19 protein-coding genes and 3 tRNA genes are annotated in these 23218 nt (G+C 35.0%); 12 read left to right on the top strand and 10 right to left on the bottom strand.

Annotation, left to right across the window (positions count from 1 at the left end):
* Positions 1 to 51: 51 nt before the first annotated feature.
* The 5 genes from HT685_RS02455 to HT685_RS02435 form a co-directional block, all read right to left on the bottom strand.
* Positions 52 to 246 carry a DUF951 family protein gene (locus HT685_RS02455; protein WP_000285186.1) on the bottom strand — a complete coding sequence of 65 codons (195 nt, stop codon included), beginning with the start codon at positions 244 to 246 and terminating at the stop codon, positions 52 to 54.
* 64 nt (positions 247 to 310) lie between these two features.
* Positions 311 to 1447: a DNA polymerase III subunit beta gene (dnaN, locus tag HT685_RS02450; protein WP_173224814.1), complete on the bottom strand. Its 1137-nt coding sequence runs from the start codon at positions 1445 to 1447 to the stop codon at positions 311 to 313.
* 158 nt (positions 1448 to 1605) lie between these two features.
* A complete protein-coding gene (gene dnaA / locus HT685_RS02445) occupies positions 1606 to 2967 on the bottom strand; it encodes a chromosomal replication initiator protein DnaA (RefSeq protein ID WP_050242855.1) in 1362 nt (453 codons plus the stop codon).
* Positions 2968 to 3179: 212 nt separating this feature from the next.
* Entirely contained in the window at positions 3180 to 3938 is a 759-nt protein-coding gene (locus HT685_RS02440; protein ID WP_050252627.1) for a ParB/RepB/Spo0J family partition protein, read from the bottom strand.
* A gap of 57 nt (positions 3939 to 3995) precedes the next feature.
* Positions 3996 to 5177, bottom strand: a complete 1182-nt coding sequence (locus HT685_RS02435) for a S1C family serine protease (protein WP_050242853.1) — start codon at positions 5175 to 5177, stop codon at positions 3996 to 3998.
* Positions 5178 to 5359: 182 nt separating this feature from the next.
* Between HT685_RS02435 and rlmH the strand changes: the two genes are divergently transcribed.
* The 7 genes from rlmH to HT685_RS02400 all read left to right on the top strand — a co-directional run bounded on the left by rlmH (position 5360) and on the right by HT685_RS02400 (position 8544).
* Positions 5360 to 5839 carry a 23S rRNA (pseudouridine(1915)-N(3))-methyltransferase RlmH gene (rlmH, locus tag HT685_RS02430; RefSeq protein WP_173224817.1) on the top strand — a complete coding sequence of 160 codons (480 nt, stop codon included), beginning with the start codon at positions 5360 to 5362 and terminating at the stop codon, positions 5837 to 5839.
* 43 nt (positions 5840 to 5882) lie between these two features.
* Positions 5883 to 5956, top strand: a tRNA-Arg gene (locus HT685_RS02425).
* A 165-nt stretch (positions 5957 to 6121) separates the two neighbouring features.
* Positions 6122 to 6247: a competence-stimulating peptide ComC gene (comC, locus tag HT685_RS02420; protein WP_101786261.1), complete on the top strand. Its 126-nt coding sequence runs from the start codon at positions 6122 to 6124 to the stop codon at positions 6245 to 6247.
* A gap of 20 nt (positions 6248 to 6267) precedes the next feature.
* Entirely contained in the window at positions 6268 to 7593 is a 1326-nt protein-coding gene (comD, locus tag HT685_RS02415) for a competence system sensor histidine kinase ComD (protein ID WP_173251468.1), read from the top strand.
* Complete coding sequence (comE, locus tag HT685_RS02410; protein ID WP_000866069.1) at positions 7590 to 8342, top strand: competence system response regulator transcription factor ComE; 753 nt, start codon at positions 7590 to 7592, stop codon at positions 8340 to 8342. Before comD ends, comE begins: the two co-directional genes overlap by 4 nt.
* 51 nt (positions 8343 to 8393) lie before the next feature.
* Positions 8394 to 8465: transfer RNA gene (locus tag HT685_RS02405), tRNA-Glu, on the top strand.
* 5 nt (positions 8466 to 8470) lie between these two features.
* Positions 8471 to 8544 (top strand) — tRNA-Asn (locus tag HT685_RS02400).
* Between the two features lie 40 nt (positions 8545 to 8584).
* Here HT685_RS02400 and HT685_RS02395 read toward each other — a convergent pair.
* The gene (locus tag HT685_RS02395) at positions 8585 to 9127 is read right to left on the bottom strand and encodes a TetR-like C-terminal domain-containing protein (protein ID WP_001158275.1); all 543 of its coding nucleotides are present in this window, start codon (positions 9125 to 9127) and stop codon (positions 8585 to 8587) included.
* Between the two features lie 127 nt (positions 9128 to 9254).
* Here HT685_RS02395 and HT685_RS02390 point away from each other — a divergent pair, with 127 nt between their 5' ends.
* The gene (locus HT685_RS02390; RefSeq protein WP_173251466.1) at positions 9255 to 11897 is read left to right on the top strand and encodes a YhgE/Pip domain-containing protein; all 2643 of its coding nucleotides are present in this window, start codon (positions 9255 to 9257) and stop codon (positions 11895 to 11897) included.
* A gap of 24 nt (positions 11898 to 11921) precedes the next feature.
* On the opposite strand, the gene HT685_RS02385 is transcribed toward HT685_RS02390, so the two are convergent.
* Both HT685_RS02385 and HT685_RS02380 read right to left on the bottom strand, forming a co-directional pair.
* The gene (locus HT685_RS02385; RefSeq protein ID WP_173251463.1) at positions 11922 to 14465 is read right to left on the bottom strand and encodes a YfhO family protein; all 2544 of its coding nucleotides are present in this window, start codon (positions 14463 to 14465) and stop codon (positions 11922 to 11924) included.
* 61 nt (positions 14466 to 14526) lie between these two features.
* Entirely contained in the window at positions 14527 to 16149 is a 1623-nt protein-coding gene (locus HT685_RS02380) for an ATP-binding cassette domain-containing protein (protein WP_173251461.1), read from the bottom strand.
* Between the two features lie 205 nt (positions 16150 to 16354).
* Between HT685_RS02380 and trpS the strand changes: the two genes are divergently transcribed.
* Both trpS and guaB read left to right on the top strand, forming a co-directional pair.
* A complete protein-coding gene (trpS, locus tag HT685_RS02375; RefSeq protein ID WP_173224834.1) occupies positions 16355 to 17380 on the top strand; it encodes a tryptophan--tRNA ligase in 1026 nt (341 codons plus the stop codon).
* A 151-nt stretch (positions 17381 to 17531) separates the two neighbouring features.
* Positions 17532 to 19010, top strand: coding sequence for an IMP dehydrogenase (guaB, locus tag HT685_RS02370; RefSeq protein ID WP_000073430.1), 1479 nt, complete (start codon positions 17532 to 17534; stop codon positions 19008 to 19010).
* A 56-nt stretch (positions 19011 to 19066) separates the two neighbouring features.
* Here guaB and recF read toward each other — a convergent pair whose 3' ends face one another.
* Positions 19067 to 20158 carry a DNA replication/repair protein RecF gene (recF, locus tag HT685_RS02365; RefSeq protein ID WP_173224838.1) on the bottom strand — a complete coding sequence of 364 codons (1092 nt, stop codon included), beginning with the start codon at positions 20156 to 20158 and terminating at the stop codon, positions 19067 to 19069.
* A 2-nt stretch (positions 20159 to 20160) separates the two neighbouring features.
* Positions 20161 to 20529, bottom strand: coding sequence for a S4 domain-containing protein YaaA (yaaA, locus tag HT685_RS02360; RefSeq protein WP_172923668.1), 369 nt, complete (start codon positions 20527 to 20529; stop codon positions 20161 to 20163).
* A 158-nt stretch (positions 20530 to 20687) separates the two neighbouring features.
* Between yaaA and HT685_RS02355 the strand changes: the two genes are divergently transcribed.
* Together HT685_RS02355 and HT685_RS02350 are read left to right on the top strand one after the other, a co-directional pair.
* Positions 20688 to 21938, top strand: coding sequence for a pitrilysin family protein (locus HT685_RS02355; protein ID WP_173224841.1), 1251 nt, complete (start codon positions 20688 to 20690; stop codon positions 21936 to 21938).
* On the top strand, positions 21935 to 23218 hold the full coding sequence (locus HT685_RS02350) for a pitrilysin family protein (protein WP_173224843.1): 1284 nt from the start codon (positions 21935 to 21937) through the stop codon (positions 23216 to 23218). The genes HT685_RS02355 and HT685_RS02350 overlap by 4 nt, the downstream gene beginning before the upstream one ends.

Genomic DNA, 23218 nt, shown 5'->3' with positions numbered 1-23218 from the left:
AATATTATAACACAAAAAGGGATAAAGTGCTAACCCTCTAACTAAGGGTTCTCAGTCAATAATTTTATTCATTTTTCGATCAAAATCATAGCGTCCCATCATGACAACATGGTCACAATTACTGCATTTTATTTTGATATCTGCTCCCACACGTGTAATTTCCCAACGATTAGCTTTTTTTCCTGTTGACTTGATAGTACAAGCATGTGGTTTTTTCATTTCAACAAAATTTCCAACTTGATACATACTACTCTCCTTTTCTTTTTCGATTATATCATAAAAGAGGCGAGCTAAGCTCAACCTCTTTCACTTAATTAGTACGAACTGGTGTAATGAGCTGCATGAAGTCTTCGTCAGTATCTGCTGGCACAAGAGTAAATGGACGAACAGCTGAGATAAAGCTAATGGTCACCTTTTCGCTATTTAAAGCTTTAAGAGAATCAATCAAGTAAGTTGGGTTGAAACTAATGGTCAAATCATCCCCAGTAACCTGGTCAGTATCGATTTCTTCGTTTACTTTACCAACTTCTGGAGAGTGAACATGGGCACTAACAACCCCATCTTTAATTTCAAGTTTCACAGTACCATTTTGAGTCGCACTTGATAAAAGACGAGCACGTTCCATTGACTGGCGTAAGTTTACCACATCAAAAGTAATAGTGGTGTTAAAGTCTGTTGGAATCAAGCGATCTGTGTCAGGATAGTTTCCTTCTAACAAACGTGTGTAGAAACTAATATTTTCACTTCTAAAGAGGATTTGATTGTTAGCAAAGAAAATCTCTACAGTTTCAATATCATCTGTAAATACCGCTGAAAATTCGCGTAGAGAACGGCTAGGGATTACGACAGCAAAATCATCACTATTTTTTTCAAGAGTCAATTTTTTCTGGCTTAGACGATGAGAGTCTGTTGCCACTGTTTTTAACTCTTTGTGTTGACTCAATACAAAATGAACACCTGTCAAAATTGGACGACTCTCTTGTGTACTTGCAGCAAAAGCTGTTTCATTGATAATTTTCTTGAGTAATTTTGTTTCAAGAACCAAAGGAGTGCTTGCTGAAATTTCTTGGATTCGTGGGTACTGTTCGCTATCTTTTCCTTTTAGGGTAATTTCTGATTTTCCACTGGTTAAAACAATTTGATTTTGTTCAATTTCTTTAAAATCAAGAGTCACATCAGGTAGACTAGATACTACATTGATAAAGAAAGAAGCTTCAAGAAGAATCGAACCTAAAGAAGTAATTAACAAACCAGCATCTTCATTTTTTTGAGAAATAAAATTTTCAATTGAAATCTGACCATTTGAACCAATTAAAGTAACACCTTCGTTGGTCACGTCAATTTTTACTGTTGATAAAATAGGAATGGCATTTTTAGAACTAATAGCTCTCTTAGTAATATTTAAGGCTTGTAGAAATAAATTTTTATTAATTGAAAAATGAATCATGGATTCTCCTTTATTTATTTTTAATATTAGAAGGATAATAGTAATAATAGAGTCTGTGAAATCTGTGGAAAACAGACTAAAAGTAAGTCATATCAAGTTTTTTAGCTTGTTTAAAAAATGTGGATAAAAAAGATAAAAAAGCGAAAGTTATCCACAAGTTATTTGATTTTCTTTTTGATTGATTCAATTTCTAAACGTAAATTATCGTCTTCATCAATCAAAGATTTAATTTTTGCATGGGCATGAATGACTGTTGTATGATCTTTTCCTCCAAATTCCTTCCCAATTTTTGGAAGACTATTATCTGTCAGTTCTCTAGATAAATACATGGCTACTTGACGGGCTAAAACAATATTTTGAAGGCGTCTGCTTCCTTTCATTTCTTTGATACTAACACCATAAAAGTTACCAACTTCATTTTGGATTTTGTCAATTGGGATGACGAGCATTTGGCTAACATCTTGTTTGCGAGCTCTAATAGCTTCTGCAGCAATATCAATAGTGATATCCTTGATGTTTTTTACTCTGGCAATTAAAGTGATGTCATTGATAGCTCCCTCAAGATCTCGAACATTTGAGTCAAATTGCCCAGCTAGGTATTCTAGAGTATCACTTTGAAAATTGTAGCCTAAATGTTCCGTTTTACTTTGTAAAATGGCAATACGTGTTTCAAAGTCAGGGGGGGTGATAGTTTGTGTCAATCCCCAACTAAAGCGCGTGACAAGCCTCTCCTCGAGCCCTTCTAGATGTTTTGGACTACGATCACTGGTTAGGACAATCTGTTTTTGCTTGTCATGAAGGGCGTTAAAGGTATTGAAAAATTCTTCCTGAGTTGCGACTTTTTTTCCGCTGAGTGACTGGATATCATCGATTAACAAAAGATCAAGACTACGATAGGTCTTTTTAAACTTTTCCATTTCCCCAAGTCTTAGGTGATCAAGAAAGTCATTGATAAAGCTTTCGGCAGGAATATATTTAACACGCGCATTTGGAATATTTTTTAGAATTTCATTTCCAATAGCGTTTAACAGGTGAGTCTTACCAAGCCCAGGTCCTCCATAGATAAAAAGAGGATTATAGGTCAAGGCCAAATCTTCAGAGACAGCCAAAGCGGCTGATACTGCCCAAACATTTCCATCCCCTTGAATAAAATTATCAAAGGTATACTTTTCTTTTAATCCCGTATCCGAATAAGGAATAGATGCTAACTTTGGACTATAGTCATAAAGAGTTGAATTTGTAGCTTCTTCAACTTGTGAGATAGCCGTATCTTGAGGTTTAGTGAAAATATAGTGAGGAGTAATCTCAGCATCATAAATTTCAAATCCAGCAACTACAATAATATCTTTTAGTTGTTTTTCCCAGACCATTTCCATTTCAGATCGTGGTAAAAATATAGTGGCAACATTTTCCTCTACCTTGATGAGTTCAGCTTGAATAGCATAGAAATCATACATGGATCGAGTCAGTCTTTCTTGAGCAAATTCTAATATACGATTCCAAAATTGTTTTTCTTTCAATCCTTTCTCCTCCTTTACTATTTAAAAGTTTAATACTAGACCTATTTTACCATAGATAGTAAGAATTTTCCACAAGCTGTGAAAAATAATCCACAATGTTATCAAGTTTTATCCACAGGTTGGGGATAAAGTCAGAAACTATTGATTTATTAAGCTTTTTATCGAAAAAAATAGTGGATAACCTTGTGAGATAAAAAAATAAAAGAACAGCCTTATTTCAGGCTGTTGATAATTCTACTATATTCTTCTTGATTTGAAAAAGAAATAATGATTTTTCCACTATCTTTTTTAGATAGTTTAATTTCTACATCTAATCCGAGTAGTTTTTTTAACTGTTCTTCTTCATTTTGTATGAAATGATCATTTTTTTGCTGTTTCTTTTGTTTTTTCTCTGTCAGAAGAGCTTCTAATTTCCTTACAGAAATATCTTCTTCTATAACCCGTTGAAAGAAATAGTCTTGTTGTTCCTTATTCAATCCAACTAGCGAACGAGCATGTGCTTGTGATAGTTTGCCATTTTCTACTTCTGAGAGGATAGCATCTGGTAAGGAAAGCAAACGAATGGAGTTGCTAATATATGGACGAGACTTGCCCATTTTATCTGCAATTTCAGCATGGGTGAATCCTTTCTCTACGAGAGATTCATAAGCGCGTGCTTCTTCTATTGGATTTAAATTTTCTCTCTGTAAATTTTCAATGATGGATTGGACCATCATCTCTTGATCTGAAAGCTGTTTAACAACAGCTGGGATAGACCTTAGACCAGCTAAAAGTGAAGCCCGATAGCGTCTTTCTCCTGCAAGGATTTCATAACCAATAACAGGAGATTGACGAACAATAATCGGTTGAATGAGTCCATTTTCTTTGATAGACTGTGCTAGTTCATCTAGTTTTTCTCTATCAAATTCTTTTCGGGGTTGATAGGGATTTTTTTGTATATCCGTGATAGAAATCATTTCAAATTTTTCCATGATTCTACACTAACACATCTTTTCTCTTATGTAAAGTTTTCTTTACATAGATGTCAATTAAGATTCTAAATCACCTGAACTCTTGTCAAGCTTGATGGATGTAGTTTCTTCTTTACCGTTACGATAGTAAGTAATCTTAATGGTGTCTCCGATAGAATGATTGTAAAGAGCACTTTGTAAGTCTGTTGATGAAGCAATATCTTTATCATCCACTTTTGTAATCACATCGTATTTTTCGAGGTGACCATTGGCAGGCATATTACTTTGTACAGAACGAACAACTACGCCAGATGTAACATTACTTGGAATATTGAGTCTTCTGATGTCGCTTGTACTTATATTAGATAAATTAACCATCTGGATTCCCAAAGCTGGACGCGTCACTTTTCCGTTCTTTTCTAACTGTTCAATAATATTGATAGCATCATTTGCAGGAATTGCGAAACCAAGACCCTCTACAGATGTTCCTCCATTTGTGGCAATTTTACTTGAGGTAATTCCGATAACCTGTCCTTGAATATTGATCAGTGGGCCACCAGAGTTACCTGGGTTAATAGCAGTATCAGTTTGGATGGCTTTTGTAGAAATGGCTTGTCCATCTTCAGATTTTAAGGATACATTTCGATTGAGACTAGATACGATACCTTGAGTAACAGTATTTGCATATTCAGAACCTAACGGGCTACCAATGGCAATAGCAGTTTCTCCTACGGTTAACTTGCTAGAATCACCAAACTCAGCTACTGTTGTAACTTTTTCTGAAGAGATTTTGACGACAGCAATATCAGAGAAAGTGTCAGCTCCGACGATTTCTCCAGGTACTTTAGTTCCATCTGACAATCGAATATCTACTTTGCTGGCGCCATTTATAACGTGATTGTTGGTGACGATGTAAGCTTCTTTATCATTCTTTTTATAAATAACTCCAGATCCTTCACTAGAGATTTGCTGAGAATCTGTGTCAGTATCATCATTGCCAAATACGCTATTTTGTCTATTTGCTGAATAAGTAATAACGGAAACAACAGCATCTTTTACTTTGTTAACAGCCTGTGTTGTTGAATTTTCGTTCTTATAGGCAGTCTGTGTAATGGTGCTATTGTTATTAGAGTTGCTTACACTACTTTTTTGAGTTAGTTGAGCTATTGAAAAACTACCCAAGGCTCCACTAAAAAAGCTAATGACGATAACGACTAATAATTGAAACCCTTTTTTGTAAAATGTTTTTAAATGTTTCATATTTGCCTCCATATTTTTGAATTACTGAAAGTATAAACTGACTAGCTTAATTATAACTTAAACACAAAAGTTTTACACAAACTGTGGATAACTCTTTTAAAACTGTGATTTTCTCAATTGAAATCTATTTTTTATTTTGTGAATAAGATGTGAAAAAATAGAGAATATGTTAGAATAGAGTCATGAAAATTAAAATTGTAACAGTTGGGAAACTGAAAGAAAAGTATTTAAAAGATGGTATCGCGGAGTATTCAAAACGAATTTCTCGATTTGCTAAGCTTGAAATGATTGAGCTAGCAGATGAAAAAACACCAGATAAAGCCAGTGAGTCAGAAAATCAAAAGATTTTAGAAATAGAAGGGCAGAGAATTTTATCAAAAGTTGGTGACCGTGATTTCGTTATTGTGTTGGCTATCGAAGGGAAAATGTTCTCATCAGAAGAATTTAGTAAACAATTAGAAGAAGCTTCTATAAAAGGATTTTCTACTCTTACATTTATTATTGGAGGGAGTCTGGGGTTAGCACAGGATGTAAAAAAGAGAGCTAATCTTTCTGTTAGTTTTGGCCGTTTAACCTTGCCCCATCAGTTAATGAGACTAGTTCTTGTTGAACAAATCTATCGCGCTTTTACGATTCAGCAGGGTTCGCCCTATCATAAATAGAAAATTGACTTTTAATTGAATTTTTGGTAGAATAATGGTGTTAGGTCTCATAGCTCAGCTGGATAGAGCATTCGCCTTCTAAGCGAACGGTCGCAGGTTCGAATCCTGCTGGGATCAATATAGTAGCAAAGCTGGGAATTTTCCCGGCTTTTTTCTTAAAAAAGTACACTTGGGGAGAAAAAAATGACAGTTGAGAGAATTTTATCTAAAATGAAATTCCATTTTGTATAATGGTTTTTGTAAGTTAGCTTACAAAAAAAAAACATTTTAGGAGATTTTATTATGAAAAACACAGTTAAATTGGAACAGTTTGTAGCCTTGAAGGAAAAAGACTTGCAGGAGATTCAAGGTGGGGAAAGTAGAGTTTCAGACCTCATCCTTGATTTTCTTTTCCAACGAAAAAAGTAATGAAATAAGGAGAAAGAGTAATGAATTTACTTGGATTTGGGACAGTTATTGGTCATTTTTTAATTATTAGTTACAGTTACCATTTAATTTGTAAAGGTCAAATAAATAGAAAAGAGCTATACGTTTTTGGTGCTTATACATTACTAGTAGAAGTAGTACTTGAACTTTCCTTTTATCTTCTAAATTTGGATGGGTTAGGGACTGCAACATTTTTACTTCCTTTGGGCTTATATTCCTATTTTCGATGGATTAAACAGTATGAGAGGGATAGAGGACTATTTCTAAGTTTACTACTATCTCTTTTATATGAGAGCACTCATAACTTTCTGTCCGTAACTTTCTCCTCTATAACAGGAGACAATTTTGTTTTACAACATTATTACCCATTCTTTTTCGTTGTAACGGTGTTAACCTATTTTGTTGTCTTAAAAATAATTCATTATTTCCATTTGGAACTAATCTATTTTGACAAGGACTACCTTTATCCTTTCTTGAAAAAAGTATTTTTTGCTTTACTATTGCTACATATTGTATCTTTCGTTTCTGATATGGTAAGTACGATTAAACATTTGAATAGTTTTGGAAGTATTTTGTCATCTATTGTCTTTATCTCTCTATTTTTGACCTTCTTTGCAATGAATTCTCATAAAGAACAAATGGAGAAAGAGATTGCGTTGAAGCAGAAGAAATTTGAACAGAAACATTTACAGAATTATACAGATGAAATTGTCGGTCTGTATAATGAAATTCGTGGTTTTCGACATGACTATGCTGGTATGCTTGTCAGCATGCAGATGGCAATTGACAGTGGTGATTTACAGGAAATTGACAGAATTTACAATGAAGTTTTGGTCAAAGCCAATCATAAACTGCGTTCAGATAAGTACACTTACTTTGATTTGAACAACATAGAAGACTCAGCTTTACGAAGTTTGGTTGCTCAGTCAATTGTCTATGCTCGAAATAACGGTGTGGAGTTTACACTGGAAGTAAAAGATACGATTACCAAGCTCCCAATTGAACTATTGGATTTGGTTCGTATCATGAGCGTTTTATTGAACAATGCTGTCGAAGGATCGGCTGATAGCTATAAAAAGCAGATGGAAGTAGCAGTTATTAAGATGGAAACTGAAACAGTTATTGTGATTCAGAATTCATGTAAAATGACGATGACTCCTTCAGAAGATCTATTTGCCTTAGGATTCTCCACTAAGGGAAGAAATCGAGGAGTCGGATTAAATAATGTGAAAGAACTACTAGATAAGTACAACAACATCATTTTAGAAACAGAGATGGAAGGCAGTACATTTAGACAAATTATTAGATTTAAGAGGGAATTTGAATGAAAGTTTTAATTTTAGAGGATGTTATTGAACATCAAGTGAGACTAGAGAGAATATTGGATGAAATTTCGAAAGAATCGAATATTCCAATATCATACAAGACAACGGGAAAAGTCCGTGAATTTGAAGAATACATTGAAAACGATGAAGTAAATCAGCTTTATTTCTTAGACATCGATATTCATGGGATTGAGAAAAAGGGATTTGAAGTGGCTCAACTCATTCGTCATTACAATCCTTACGCTATTATCGTCTTTATCACCAGTCGATCAGAGTTTGCGACTCTCACCTATAAATACCAGGTATCAGCTCTAGATTTTGTTGATAAGGATATCAATGATGAGATGTTTAAGAAGAGAATTGAGCAAAATATTTTTTACACGAAGAGTATGTTACTTGAAAATGAAGATGTGGTAGATTATTTTGACTACAATTACAAGGGAAATGATTTAAAAATTCCTTACCATGATATTTTGTATATTGAAACGACAGGAGTCTCTCATAAATTGCGCATTATTGGTAAGAATTTTGCCAAAGAGTTCTATGGTACCATGACAGATATTCAGGAAAAGGACAAACATACTCAGCGATTTTATTCCCCTCATAAGTCATTTTTAGTAAATATAGGCAATATCAGAGAAATTGACCGAAAGAATCTAGAAGTTGTTTTCTATGAAGATCATCGCTGTCCTATTTCAAGGTTAAAAATTAGAAAATTAAAAGATATTTTAGAGAAAAAATCTCAAAAGTAATTGACAATTAGCAAGAAATTGATATAATGGTTATATCTGCTACAGATAGAAGGTCCGTTGGTCAAGGGGTTAAGACACCGCCTTTTCACGGCGGTAACACGGGTTCGAATCCCGTACGGACTATTTTATCCGCCATAGCTCAGTTGGTAGTAGCGCATGACTGTTAATCATGATGTCGTAGGTTCGAGTCCTACTGGCGGAGTATAGATAAAAGGGAACACAGCTGTGTTCCTCTTTTTGTATCAATTTGTATCACCAAGCATCTTCATAAGGAAGTCTGTTATTTCTTGAGGACTTTCTTTTTTTCCGTGTGCAATCCAAGTTTGGCAGACACCAAAAAGTGCATGAGTTAGATAAATACTACTATATTCTAATTCAGTGGTATTGAGATTCAGTTGCATAAATCGCTTTTGTAAATCTGTACTGAGCATGATATGAAGTTTATTTCGTAAGAAATTTTGGATTTCTTTGGTCCCATTTTCAGAAAGAAGGGCAGCCAGAAGTGGTTCTGATTCCAGATATTCAAAGACTTCTAAAATAGCGTCTCTTTTGTGATGAGCATGTTTTTGAAAAATATATTCAAATGTATGAAATAGCTTACTTTGATAGTGCTCAATCATATCATACTTATCCTTATAGTGAGTATAGAAGCTGGAACGACTAATTCCGGCTTTTTCTGCTAACTTGACAGTAGAAATTTGATCAAATGGTTGTTCCATTAGTAATTGTACCATAGCATTTTCAATAGTTCGCTTTGTTTTTAAGCGTTTGTTACTTTCTTGCATATTTCCTCCTTGTAAACAAATTAGACTATATGTCTAAAAATGGATTTTTTATCTTGTAATTTAGATTTTTTAATGTATAATCTATTATATCAAAATTTTAGACAATATGTTTAAAAAAGGAGAAACTATGTTTAAAGAATGGAAAGCAATTTTTAAAAAACCAACCTTTATTATTGTCATGATAGGGATTTCTCTTATTCCAGCTCTGTACAATATCATATTTTTGTCATCAATGTGGGATCCATATGGTCAAGTGTCTGACTTACCTGTGGCAGTTGTCAATAATGATAAAGAGGCTTCCTATAATGATAATACTATGGCAATAGGAAAAGACATGGTGTCCAATTTAAAAGAAAATAAAACCTTGGATTTTCATTTCGTGGATGAAGATGAAGGAAAGAAGGGATTGGAAGATGGCGATTACTATATGGTAGTGACTTTACCAAGTGATTTATCTGAAAAAGCAGCTTCTATTTTAACGGATCATCCAGAGCAAATGCAAATTGATTATCAGACTTCAAGTGGTCATAGCTTTATTGCCAGCAAGATGAGTGATTCTGCTATGACACAATTAAAGCAGAATGTTTCTACCAATGTAACCAAGACCTATACTAAAGCTTTATTTAACAAAATGGTCGATTTAAAGGATGGCATGAGTCAAGCAGATTCTGGTAGTGAAAAATTAACTGATGGAGCGAATCAGTTAGTGACAGGAAGTCAAACATTAACTACTAACCTACACTCTTTAGCAGATTCAAGTTTAACATTTTCAAATGGAACGGAACAGTTTACTAGAGGATTATCCTCTTATGTTTCTGGTGTCGAACAACTTCATCTTGCCTTAGGGAATTTTAATAGTGGTTTAGTTACATATACTGGTGCAGTGAGTCAATTAGATAGCGGATTAGGTCAATTATCTTCTAAAAGTCCTGAATTATTAAGAGGAATCAATCAGTTATATACTGGTGTAGAATCCTATACTGGCGGTGTTTCTCAGCTTAATGCTGGTCTTACTCAATTTTCATCTGGTGTTAGTGCTTATACAAACGGAGTGGGAAATCTTGCAACAGGTGCTCATCAGTTATCTAATCAATCAGCTACACTTCGAATGGGGGTGGAGCAATTAAGTGAAGGGATTCAACAACTTTCTAGCAAGTTAGATGCTTCGTCTGGGAAAAAAGATCAAATTAATCAATTATCTTCTGGTCTGAATCAGTTAAATCAAGTTATTCAAAATATTGATGTTGAAGATACAAAACAATTAGATTCTGTTTTATCAAGTATAGTATCTCTTTCTAATCAAATGTTAGCAAGTGCCCAGTCTGATAAAGCGACTACATTAGCCAATATTCAATTGACAGCAGCTTATCAATCATTGACAAGTGAGCAACAAGCTGAGATAAGCGCTTCTGTATCTCAACATTCGACTGATAGTGTTCAATCGGCTCAGTTAATTATAGCTTTAGTACAAGGTTTACAGGGAGGTTTAGAAAACTTACAAAATCAATCTTCTAATCTTTCGACATTAAAAAATCAAGCTAATCAAGTATTACCGCTTGCTGCTACTTCTTTGACAGGGTTGTCAAGTGGATTAACAGAGATACAAGGAGCTGTTACTAGTAAATTAGTTCCTGCTAGTCAGTCGATTGCATCAGGTATAAATACATATACTACAGGTGTTGATAAAGTTTCTCAGGGCGCAAGTCAACTAAGTGAAAAAAATGCCACCTTGACAGGTAGTTTGGATCAACTAGTTTCAGGCTCAAACACCTTGACACAAAAATCTTCTAACTTGACAGCAGGAGTTGGTCAATTAGTTGAAAAAACTCCAGAATTAGTGTCTGGTATTGAAAAATTATCAACTGGCTCTAACCAATTGAATCAAAAGAGTCAAGAATTGATAGCAGGAGTTGATAAATTGCAGTCAGGCTCTAGCCGACTAGCTGACAAATCTAGTCAGTTACTTTCAGGTGCTTCTCAATTAGAAAGTGGAGCTAATAAATTGGCAGATGGAGCTGGGAAACTAGCAGAAGGTGGAACAAAGTTAACTTCTGGATTGGAAGGTTTACAGACAGGAGTTGCTTCTTTGGGACAAGGATTAGGTAATGCTAGTGATCAACTCAAGTCAGCATCAACAGAATCTAAAAATGCAGAGATTTTGTCAAATCCTCTCAGTCTCTCCAAAACTGACAATGACCAAGTTCCTGTAAATGGAATTGCAATGGCTCCTTATATGATATCAGTTGCTCTCTTTGTTGCAGCAATATCAACGAATATGATCTTTGCGAAGTTGCCTTCAGGACGTCATCCGGAGAGCCGTTGGGCTTGGTTGAAATCTCGAGCTGAAATAAATGGTATTATAGCTGTTTTAGCAGGAATTTTGGTATATGGAGGAGTTCATCTTATTGGTTTAACTGCTAATCATGAGATGAGAACATTTATTCTCATTATCCTAACAAGTTTAGTATTCATGTCTATGGTGACCTCTTTAACAACATGGAATAGTCGTATAGGAGCTTTCTTTTCTCTTATTTTGCTTTTATTACAGTTAGCATCAAGTGCAGGTACTTACCCACTTACTTTGACAAATGATTTCTTTAGAGCTATTAATCCCTGGTTACCAATGAGTTATTCAGTTTCGGGATTACGACAAACAATCTCTATGACAGGAAATATTCATCATCAAGTCATTTTCCTTGCAGTGATATTAGCCCTATTTACTGGTTTAGGCATGCTAGCCTATCAACCTAAGAAAATGGAAGAAGATTAAAAAATCGATCAACTGGTCGATTTTTTAAGCCTTAGATAACTTTCGTCTGTGATTATAGATTCCAAATAGTAAGAGAGAAGTAAAGGAACAGATTGCTCCAGTAATAAAACCATTGGGAATGAAGGAAAGTGTAATAGTTCCGTTCCCCTTAGGAATATCAACTTTCATAAAACCAGTTTGAGCTTGTTTAATTTCTATTTTCTTACCATATTGGTAGGCAGACCAACCTTTGTCATAAGGAATGGTGAAGAAAATAGATGTATCTTGTTTGACATCATATGTAGCAAAAACCTTGTTTTTAGAAGTTGATACTGTTACAGGTTGTTCTTTAATTTTTTGAATTGCCTCAGTTAAAGTTTGGGTATCTAAACGATAGAAGGTAGGAGATTCAAATGATACTTGTGAATTTCCAGGAAAACTAATATTGATATTGAAAGTCTTTTTCTCTTTTGTATAGCCTAGATTAAAGAAGGAGAAGACATTATCAGTTGTAAAAGTCTTTTTTTCACCATTTACAAGGATGTCAACCTTCTTTTGTTTATCATTAGAAAAGTGAAGATTTGTGAAAGAAAGATAAACTTGGCTGTTTTCTGGTACTTCAATTTGATACTGAATTTCTGCATCCTCATTTGAAGAACTTGTAACACTAATCAAATCATCAGTATTTTCGGTTTTTTCATAAGGTATTGGAGAAAAATAATCAAAATTGACGTTAGCAAGTTGATTTAAAAATGAGGCCTGATTATCTAAGGTATGTTCATTGAACTTGACATCATTGTAAACAGATTGACTAGCAAATGCAATCGGAAGAGAGTATTGATTTTCATATAGGGTAAGATTATCTTTTTGATAGATATCTTGGAAACCATACTTATCAATAGGGGTTTCTGAGATATTGTACTGGATTCCAAATAAACTATCAGCCAAAATACTATTATTTGCATAGCGGAGATTAAGATTAGTCCCAGAGGATTTAAACCCAAGTTTATCCAAAGTAGAGCTTGCTGAACGATTTCGAACAGATGAAAATTGAGAGATTCCATTATAGTTGAATTTCATACTGTCATTTCCTGTCTGAGTCTCTAGTTTCTCAGTACGAGTAAATTGATTTCCAATATATGTTGAGAAAGATTCCATAGCTGGGATATCTCGATTATATGCACTTCGAGAAGCAAAGCCCCATTCTTTAGCAATTCCGTCCATTTGAGATGAAGCATTTAAACTTATTTCAACTATTATAAATAACGAGATTAGAATGGTAAACAGATTCACAGAGATAAACTTTTTGATAACTGCAAGGAGTAAAAGCGAATAGACAACCAAAAATTCAAGAGTAAGCAGAATATTCAAATCTGTTAAAAAAGAATAATGTGATTTTAGATAGATGGTAGCTAAAAATCCTGTTACTATAAGAAAAAGCGAAACTAAAAAATTCCAGATTTTAATTTCTTTTAGACGATTTAAGACTTCCGCTGCTGTGTAAATTAACAAGGTAGAGAAAATCCAAGCATAGCGATGTAAAAACATGTTTGGAGTATGCATGCCTTGCCAAAATAAATCAAGAGCTTCAATATAAAAGCTTGCAATTAGAAATGTAAAGAAGATTGCATAGATAAGTTTCACGTGAAACTTAATAGTTTTCAGTGTAAAAAATAAAATAGTCAAAATAAAGGGAAGTAGTCCTACAAAAATCATTGGAATAGCCCCATACTTGGTTGTATCAAAGGAATCAATGAATTGCTTAGCAAAAAGATCAAGATACCAGCTACTTTCAGTTTGAAACTTTGTAACTTCAGTCAATTTTTCCCCATGTGTCTGTAAATCAAACAGAGTAGGAAGAGTCAGAATCAAACTAGCCATACCAGCTAAAACGGAGGTGATTATGAAATCAAGAAAAGATGATTTTCGGGTTTTAAAGTCCCAAGAAATTTGACAGAGATACCAGAAAATAAGAAACAATGCTGTCATATAGCCAAAATAATAGTTTTGGATAAATAAGATTGACAGACTTGTAAAGTACAATAGGAATTTCTTTTCAGTGATGAGTAGCTGTAAACCAGTTATAATTAAAGGAATCAAGATAAAAACATCCAGCCAGGTTTTTATCTCTAATTGACTGACAGAGAAACTCATCAGAGCATATGAAGTAGATAAAGCTAGTTTTAAAGGCTTAGGAATCAATTGAAATAAATTATTTAAACTAAAGTAAGTTGACAGTCCAATCAATCCAAATTTTAAGAGAGTTGTCAGATAGACAGCATCTGGCATATTCGTTAGATCAAAAAAGTAAACTAGAGGTGAAAGGAAACTACCCAAGTAATAACTAGATAGGGCATAGAAATTTAATCCAAGGCCACTTGTAAAGGTGTAAAACAGACTACCATTTCCATGTAGGATATTTCGTAAAGCTACATCAAAAATAACGTATTGATGAAACCCATCTCCTAATAGTGGAGATGTATCGCTATTCCAGTAGATACCTTGAGATAGATATACTCCTATCATAATGATTACGGGAATGATGAAAGAAACAAAATAGGTCCAATATGTTTTAAAAAATAATTTCATGTTACCTCATAAAATGTTAGAAAACCCAGCTGGTTAACCCAACTGAGTTTTGAAGTTTTATTTAGTCTTTCCAAAGTTCTTTAACTTTTGCTTGTACTTCTACATTTTCTAGGAATTCATCATAGGTTTCATCGATACGGTCAATGACACCATTTTTAGATAAGACAATGATATGGTTAGCCAAAGTTTGAATAAACTCGTGGTCATGACTGGCAAAGATGATTGATTCTTTAAAGTTTTTCAATCCATCATTCAAGCTTGAGATAGATTCCAAGTCCAAGTGATTGGTTGGATCATCAAGTACAAGGACATTTGATTTTAAGAGCATGAGTTTTGATAGCATGACACGAACTTTTTCTCCCCCTGACAAGACGTTGACAGGTTTGTTAACTTCATCTCCAGAGAAGAGCATACGGCCGAGGAAGCCACGTAGGAAAGTATTGTCATCTTCTTCTTTACTTGCGAATTGACGCAACCAGTCAAGGATTGACTCTCCTCCTGCAAAATCTGCCGAGTTATCTTTTGGCAAGTAAGAACGGCTAGTAGTTACTCCCCACTTGACAGTTCCTTCATAGTCAATGTCCCCCATGATTGCACGAATTAATGCAGTCGTTTGGATGTCATTTTGACCAATAAGAGCTGTCTTATCACCTGGACGCAAGATAAAGCTGATATTATCTAAAATAGTTTCACCATCAATCTTTACAGTTAGATTTTCTACTGTCAAGAGATCATTACCAATTTCACGCTCCGCTTTAAAGTTGATAAATGGATATTTGCGACTAGATGGCACAATCTCTTCTAGCTCAATCTTATCAAGCATTTTCTTACGTGATGTTGCTTGTCTTGATTTAGAAGCATTAGCAGAGAAACGAGCTACGAATTCTTGCAATTGCTTAATTTTTTCTTCTGCTTTGGCATTACGGTCTGCTAGCAATTTAGCAGCAAGCTCAGAAGATTCCTTCCAGAAGTCGTAGTTTCCGACATAGAGTTTGATTTTTCCAAAGTCAAGGTCGGCCATGTGAGTACATACTTTGTTTAAGAAGTGACGGTCGTGGGATACTACGATAACTGTGTTATCAAAGTCAATCAAGAAGTCTTCTAACCAAGTAATCGATTGGATATCCAAACCGTTGGTAGGCTCGTCCAAAAGAAGAACATCAGGTTTACCAAAAAGTGCTTTGGCAAGGAGAACCTTTACTTTCTCACCGTTGGCCAATTCGCTCATGTTTTGGTAGTGTAATTCTTCTGGAATGTTTAGGTTTTGAAGGAGTTGAGAGGCTTCGCTTTCTGCTTCCCAGCCTCCAAGCTCAGCAAACTCTCCTTCGAGTTCGGCAGCACGAACCCCGTCCTCGTCTGAGAAATCTTCCTTCATGTAGATGGCATCTTTCTCTTTCATGATGCTATAAAGTTTTTCATTTCCCATGATAACAACATCAATGGCACGTTCATCTTCATAGTCAAAGTGATTTTGACGGAGAACAGAGAGACGTTCATCTGGGCCAAGAGAGATGTGACCAGTAGTAGGTTCGATATCTCCAGCTAAAATTTTTAAAAAGGTTGATTTTCCGGCACCATTAGCACCGATTAATCCGTAAGTATTTCCTTCTGTAAATTTGATATTGACATCATCAAAAAGTTTGCGATCACTAAAACGTAGTGAAACATCAGATACTGTAAGCAATGTTTTTCTCCTATATGTGTAATATATTTATTTTACTAGAAAATACAGAAATATTCAAATTTTTATCTGTCAATTTTGTGTAAATTAAATTTACAGCATACGTTACACAAATCCGTAAATAGCAAGGCTGATTTATTTTGATAAATTACGGTTATTTCATTAAAAAAATGCTATAATTGAAGGGACTATATCGAAGGAGAACAAAATGACTAAACCCATTATTTTAACAGGAGACCGTCCGACAGGAAAATTGCATATTGGACATTATGTTGGAAGTCTCAAAAATCGAGTATTATTACAGGAAGAGGATAAGTATGATATGTTTGTGTTCTTGGCTGACCAACAAGCCTTGACAGATCATGCCAAAGATCCTCAAACCATTGTAGAGTCTATCGGAAACGTGGCTTTGGATTACCTTGCAGTTGGATTGGATCCAAGTAAGTCAACTATCTTTATTCAAAGCCAGATTCCAGAGTTGGCTGAGTTGTCTATGTATTATATGAATCTGGTTTCATTAGCACGTCTGGAGCGTAATCCAACTGTCAAGACAGAAATTGCTCAGAAAGGCTTTGGAGAAAGTATTCCGACAGGCTTCTTAGTCTATCCAATCGCTCAAGCAGCTGACATCACAGCCTTTAAGGCCAATTATGTTCCTGTTGGGACAGATCAGAAACCAATGATTGAGCAAACTCGTGAGATTGTTCGTTCTTTTAACAATGCATATAACTGTGATGTCTTGGTAGAACCAGAAGGTATTTATCCAGAAAATGAGAGAGCAGGGCGTTTGCCTGGTTTGGATGGGAATGCTAAAATGTCTAAATCACTCAATAACGGTATTTATTTAGCTGATGATGCGGATACTTTGCGTAAAAAAGTGATGAGTATGTATACAGATCCAAATCATATTCGAGTGGAAGATCCAGGTAAGATTGAGGGAAATATGGTTTTCCATTATCTAGATGTTTTTGGTCGCCCAGAAGATGCTCAAGAAATTGCTGACATGAAAGAACATTATCAACGAGGTGGTCTTGGTGATGTGAAGACCAAGCGTTATCTACTTGAAATATTAGAACGTGAACTTGGTCCTATTCGTGAGCGCCGTATTGAATTTGCTAAGGATATGGGAGAAGTTTATAATATGCTTCAAAAAGGTAGTGAAAGAGCTCGTGAAGTTGCAGGTCAAACCCTATCTGAGGTTAAAGGGGCAATGGGACTTCATTACTTTAACTAAGTTTATTTTACAAGAAACTATCATTTCTATCTCGAAGAAAAGATAGTTTTTTATTTACCCCTGTAACATTTGACAAATTTTTATAGAATGGTATGATAGATACAATATAAAAAGAGTCAAGCTCAAAAAGAAAGAAAAGAGGAAACTTCGAATGTCTAATTGGGACACTAAATTTTTGAAAAAAGGTTTTACCTTTGATGATGTATTGCTTATTCCAGCTGAAAGTCATGTGTTGCCTAACGATGCAGATTTAACAACTAAATTGGCAGATAATTTGACTTTAAATATCCCAATTATTACCGCTGCCATGGACACAGTTACAGAGAGTCAAATGGCCATTGCTATTGCTCGTGCAGGCGGTCTCGGAGTTATCCATAAAAACATGTCAATTGCTCAACAAGCAGACGAGGTTCGTAAGGTAAAACGTTCTGAAAATGGAGTTATTATTGATCCCTTCTTCTTGACGCCTGAACATACAATTGCTGAAGCAGATGAGCTTATGGGTCGTTACCGCATCAGTGGTGTTCCAGTTGTTGAAACACTTGAAAATCGTAAATTGGTTGGTATTTTGACAAACCGAGATCTTCGTTTTATTTCAGACTATAACCAACCAATCTCAAATCATATGACTAGTGAAAATCTTGTGACTGCTCCTGTGGGTACAGATCTTTCAACAGCTGAGAGTATTCTTCAAGAACACCGTATTGAAAAACTTCCGTTGGTAGATGAAGAAGGCCGTCTTTCTGGTTTGATTACTATCAAAGATATTGAAAAAGTTATTGAGTTTCCAAATGCTGCTAAAGATGAGTTTGGTCGTCTTCTAGTTGCAGGTGCAGTAGGTGTTACTTCAGATACATTTGAACGTGCAGAGGCTCTTTTTGAGGCAGGAGCGGATGCGATTGTTATTGATACTGCGCATGGTCATTCTGCAGGTGTCTTGCGTAAAATTGCTGAGATTCGTGCTCACTTTCCAGATCGTACTTTGATTGCTGGAAATATTGCTACTGCTGAGGGAGCGCGTGCCCTTTATGAAGCAGGTGTAGACGTTGTCAAGGTTGGTATTGGACCAGGTTCTATCTGTACTACTCGTGTGATTGCTGGTGTTGGTGTTCCACAAGTAACAGCTATCTATGATGCTGCAGCTGTTGCGCGTGAATATGGTAAAACGATCATTGCTGACGGTGGAATCAAGTATTCTGGAGATATTGTAAAAGCCCTTGCTGCAGGTGGAAATGCAGTTATGCTTGGATCAATGTTTGCTGGAACTGATGAAGCTCCAGGCGAAACTGAAATCTTCCAAGGACGTAAGTTTAAGACTTACCGTGGTATGGGATCAATTGCTGCTATGAAGAAAGGTTCAAGCGATCGTTACTTCCAAGGTTCTGTCAATGAAGCAAATAAACTTGTTCCAGAAGGAATTGAAGGTCGTGTTGCTTATAAAGGAGCGGCAGCTGATATTGTTTTCCAAATGATTGGTGGTATTCGCTCTGGTATGGGTTACTGTGGTGCAGCTAACCTTAAAGAGTTGCATGATAATGCTCAATTTATTGAAATGTCTGGTGCTGGTTTGAAAGAAAGCCATCCTCATGATGTACAAATTACTAATGAGGCGCCAAATTATTCTATGTAAAAAACAATGAAAAGAACTCCCGTGAAAACAGGAGTTCTTTTACGATGTTATCAATTTTAATTTACAGCAACTTTACCATCCTGAATAGTAAAGATGCTTAGATTTTTTGGCAGATTTTGAAGATGATCTAAGCTTGTTGTTGTGATAAAGGTTTGGATTGACTGAGAAATCGTTTCTAATAATTTTAGTTGTCTAGTGTTGTCAAGTTCGCTCATAACATCGTCAAGCAATAATATCGGAGATTCTGTAGTAATACTTTCCATTAATTCGATCTCTGCTAATTTTATCGATAGGACGAGACTACGATGTTGACCTTGACTTCCAAAACTAGCATCCATCCCATTTATATAAAAAGAAATATCATCTCGATGAGGCCCAACACCAGTATTCTTTTTAAATAAATCTCTGGACCTACTTTTTTCTAAAGCAATTTTGAAAGATTCTGATAAATCTTCTTTGTCAGTTATCTTTACAGAAGATTGATAGGATATTGACAATTCTTCAATCTGATTAGAGAGTTCAAAATGTTTCTTACGCCCAAATGATTCTAGTTTTTTTATGAAATCTAAGCGGTGATTCATTACACGACATCCATAATCAACTAGCTGATCATCTAAGACTGAAAGGAAGGTTCCATCTATTTTTTGAGCTGATTTTAGATAAGTGTTTCTTTGCTTTAGGATGTGGTTATAATTGGTTAAGTCAGATAAATAGATTGGCTTGATTTGTCCAAGTTCCATATCAATGAATTTTCGTCGAATCGAAGGTGCTCCTTTAATTAGTTGTAAATCTTCAGGAGCAAATAAGACAACATTCATATGTCCGACATAATCTGAAAGGCGTGCCTGTTTTAGGTGATTAACTTTTGTCACACGTCCTTTTTGTGTTAGTTCGATTTCGAGAGGAATAGATCCCGTTTTTTTCTGAACAAGACCTGAAAGATGAAGTTGTTCCTCATCAAAATGAATGAGATTTTTATCTGTTCGAGTTCGATGGCTACGTGTTAAGGCTAAAAAATAGATAGCCTCTAACATATTTGTTTTACCTTGTGCATTACGTCCTAAAAAGACATTTAATTTAGGATTAAAGTCTATTTTCGTCTCTTTGTAGTTACGAAAAGTTTTGAGAGATAGTTGTTGTAGCCACATGATTATCTACCAGGGAATCGCGGAGCTTGTTTGCTTTTGGGTGATGAAGTAGGTTTTGATTTATCTTTTTTTACTCCTTTATTCATCTCCTTAACAAGTTTAGCGATTCGTTCTTTTTCAACTTTATCAGCTTGATATTCCTCGTTCTCCTCAGAAGTAGGTTGTGTCAACAAGATGTCAATATTCATGTCAGGGATGTCAACTTTATCACCAATACGAAGTTTTTTACCGCGACGACTCTCTAATTCCCCATTAAAGTAAACAGAATGTTCAGAGAGAAATGATTTGATAGCTCCTCCGCTATGTGTAATTCCAAGTTCTTTGAGTAGTGCTTGGAGGGTAATAAATTCTTCAAATAATTTGTATTCCATAATTCACCTCAATCTTTGGTATTATACCATATTTTCCTAAAAATAGTGAGAGAAACAGGGAGAAATGTAAGCGATTTTTATTTCAAAAGTGTTACAGAGAACAAGAAAATTTCAGGTTTTCGTGATATAATAGAAGTCTGTATATAAGGAGGTAAATCATGGAGTTAGTGCATGGAATTTCAACACATTTTATCCAATCAAAGAAGTTTAAAACGAACAAAATTACCGTGCGTTTTACAGCTCCATTATCTCTTGATACGATTGCAGGTCGCATGTTGAGTGCGAGTATGCTAGAAACTGCCAACCAGATGTACCCCACTTTTCAAAATTTTAGGAGACACTTGGCCAGTCTATATGGTACAGATATGTCAACCAATTGTTTTAGAAGAGGGCAAAGTCATGTTGTAGAATTGACATTTAATTATGTTCGTGATGAGTTTTTAAGTAAGAAAAATGTGCTAACTTCTCAGGTTTTGGAACTTGTAAAAGAAACTCTTTTTTCACCCGTAGTATTTGATAATAGGTTTGATTCGGCCTTATTTGAAATTGAGAAAAAACAATTGCTAGCAAGTTTAGCAGCTGATATGGATGATTCTTTTTATTTTTCACATAAAGAATTAGACAAGTTATTTTTTCATGATGAACGTCTCAAATTGGAATACAGTGATTTACGAAATCGTATTTTAGCTGAAACTCCACAAAGTTCTTATTCTTGTTTCCAAGAATTTTTGGCCAATGATCGAATAGATTTCTTTTTCCTGGGTGATTTTAATGAGGTTGAAATTCAAAATGTATTAGAATCATTTGCCTTTAAAGGTCGAAAAGGAGATGTGAAGGTTCAGTATTGTCAACCTTATTCCAATATACTACAAGAAGGTATGATTCGGAAAAATGTGGAACAGTCTATTTTAGAGTTGGGATATCATTGCTCTGCTGAATATGGTGATGAGCAACATTTACCCATGATTGTAATGAATGGTTTACTGGGTGGATTTGCTCATTCTAAGCTCTTTACAAATGTTCGTGAAAATGCTGGATTGGCTTATACTATTTCAAGTCAGCTTGATTTATTTAGTGGATTTTTGAGGATGTATGCTGGTATTGATCGAGAAAATCGGAATCAGGCTCGTAAAATGATGAACAATCAACTGCTTGATTTAAAAAAAGGTTATTTTACAGAGCTTGAGTTAGAGCAGACCAAGGAAATGATTCGTCGGTCTTTGTTACTTTCTCAAGATAATCAAGGTTCATTGATTGAACGTGCTTATCAAAATGCCTTACTTGGAAAATCTTCAGCAGACTTTAAAAGTTGGATTACAAAACTCGAGCAAGTTGACAAAGATGCTATTTGTAGAGCAGCTAATAATGTGAAACTACAAGCGATTTACTTTATGGAAGGAATAGAATGACAAAGGTTGTTTTTGAAGAAAAATACTATCCAGCTGTAAAAGAAATGATTTATCGAACTCGTTTGTCAAATGGATTGACAGTTGCTCTTTTGCCTAAAAAGGAATTTAAAGAGGTTTACGGGAGTGTAACTGTCCAGTTTGGTTCGATAGATACGCTTGTCACAGAAATTGACGGAGATGTAAAAAAATATCCTGCAGGAATTGCTCATTTTCTTGAACATAAATTATTTGAAAGAGAAGATTCTAGTGATTTGATGTCTGCTTTTACGAGTCTAGGTGCAGATAGTAATGCCTTTACAAGCTTTACAAAAACAAGCTATCTTTTTTCAGCAACGGATCATTTTTTAGAAAATTTAGACTTACTTGATGAATTAGTAACATCAGCACATTTTACTGAAGCTTCCATTTTGAGAGAGCAGGATATTATTCAGCAGGAACGAGAAATGTACCAAGATGATCCAGATTCGTGTTTATTCTTTTCAACCTTAGCGAATTTGTATCCTGGTACTCCTTTAGCAACTGATATAGTTGGAAGTGAGGAGTCCATTTCCCAAATCAATCTAACTAATTTGCAAGAAAATTTTACAAGGTTTTACAAACCTGTAAACATGTCTCTGTTTTTAGTTGGTAATTTTGATGTGGAGCTAGTACAGGGATACTTTGAAAGAAAAGAACGGAAAGATTTAGATGTTCAGGAAGTAGCAAGAGAAAAAATTGTTTTACAGGCTGTAAAGCAAACAGACAGTATGAGAATGGAAGTATCTTCTCCCAAACTAGCGATTGGAGTTAGAGGTAAGCGAGAAGTTTCTGAAGCGGATTGCTATCGACATCATATTTTATTAAAATTATTGTTTGCAATGATGTTTGGTTGGACTTCGGATCGTTTTCAAAAGTTATATGAATCAGGTAAAATAGATGCTTCCTTATCTCTTGAAATTGAAGTAACAAGTCGTTTTCATTTTGTTATGTTGACAATGGATACGAAAGAGCCAGTTGCTTTATCTCATCAATTTAGGAAGGCCATTCGTAATTTTACAAAGGATTTAGATATTACAGAGGATCATTTAGATATTATCAAAAGAGAGATGTTTGGAGAATTTTTCAGTAGCATGAACTCTCTTGAATTTATTGCAACGCAATATGATGCTTTTGAACATGGTGAGACAATTTTTGATTTACCAAAGATTTTACAGGAAATTACTTTAGAGGATGTCCTTGATGCTGGACATCATTTAATAGATGATGGTGACATAGTTGATTTTACAATATTCCCATCGTAG

This window comes from Streptococcus sp. 5004 (genome assembly GCF_013276755.1).
In the GTDB taxonomy this organism is placed as follows: domain Bacteria; phylum Bacillota; class Bacilli; order Lactobacillales; family Streptococcaceae; genus Streptococcus.
Note: the sequence above shows the minus strand (reverse complement) of the source record. Positions and strands in the feature narration are given on the sequence as shown.

What these genes read in the sequence shown, in the direction of transcription:
- HT685_RS02455 (WP_000285186.1), bottom strand. Translation starts at nt 246, where the DNA reads ATGTATCAAGTTGGAAATTTTGTTGAAATGAAAAAACCACATGCTTGT.
- dnaN (WP_173224814.1), bottom strand. Translation starts at nt 1,447, where the DNA reads ATGATTCATTTTTCAATTAATAAAAATTTATTTCTACAAGCCTTAAAT.
- HT685_RS02440 (WP_050252627.1), bottom strand. Translation starts at nt 3,938, where the DNA reads ATGGAAAAATTTGAAATGATTTCTATCACGGATATACAAAAAAATCCC.
- HT685_RS02435 (WP_050242853.1), bottom strand. Translation starts at nt 5,177, where the DNA reads ATGAAACATTTAAAAACATTTTACAAAAAAGGGTTTCAATTATTAGTC.
- rlmH (WP_173224817.1), top strand. Translation starts at nt 5,360, where the DNA reads ATGAAAATTAAAATTGTAACAGTTGGGAAACTGAAAGAAAAGTATTTA.
- comC (WP_101786261.1), top strand. Translation starts at nt 6,122, where the DNA reads ATGAAAAACACAGTTAAATTGGAACAGTTTGTAGCCTTGAAGGAAAAA.
- comD (WP_173251468.1), top strand. Translation starts at nt 6,268, where the DNA reads ATGAATTTACTTGGATTTGGGACAGTTATTGGTCATTTTTTAATTATT.
- comE (WP_000866069.1), top strand. Translation starts at nt 7,590, where the DNA reads ATGAAAGTTTTAATTTTAGAGGATGTTATTGAACATCAAGTGAGACTA.
- HT685_RS02395 (WP_001158275.1), bottom strand. Translation starts at nt 9,127, where the DNA reads ATGCAAGAAAGTAACAAACGCTTAAAAACAAAGCGAACTATTGAAAAT.
- HT685_RS02390 (WP_173251466.1), top strand. Translation starts at nt 9,255, where the DNA reads ATGTTTAAAGAATGGAAAGCAATTTTTAAAAAACCAACCTTTATTATT.
- HT685_RS02385 (WP_173251463.1), bottom strand. Translation starts at nt 14,465, where the DNA reads ATGAAATTATTTTTTAAAACATATTGGACCTATTTTGTTTCTTTCATC.
- trpS (WP_173224834.1), top strand. Translation starts at nt 16,355, where the DNA reads ATGACTAAACCCATTATTTTAACAGGAGACCGTCCGACAGGAAAATTG.
- guaB (WP_000073430.1), top strand. Translation starts at nt 17,532, where the DNA reads ATGTCTAATTGGGACACTAAATTTTTGAAAAAAGGTTTTACCTTTGAT.
- recF (WP_173224838.1), bottom strand. Translation starts at nt 20,158, where the DNA reads ATGTGGCTACAACAACTATCTCTCAAAACTTTTCGTAACTACAAAGAG.
- yaaA (WP_172923668.1), bottom strand. Translation starts at nt 20,529, where the DNA reads ATGGAATACAAATTATTTGAAGAATTTATTACCCTCCAAGCACTACTC.
- HT685_RS02355 (WP_173224841.1), top strand. Translation starts at nt 20,688, where the DNA reads ATGGAGTTAGTGCATGGAATTTCAACACATTTTATCCAATCAAAGAAG.
- HT685_RS02350 (WP_173224843.1), top strand. Translation starts at nt 21,935, where the DNA reads ATGACAAAGGTTGTTTTTGAAGAAAAATACTATCCAGCTGTAAAAGAA.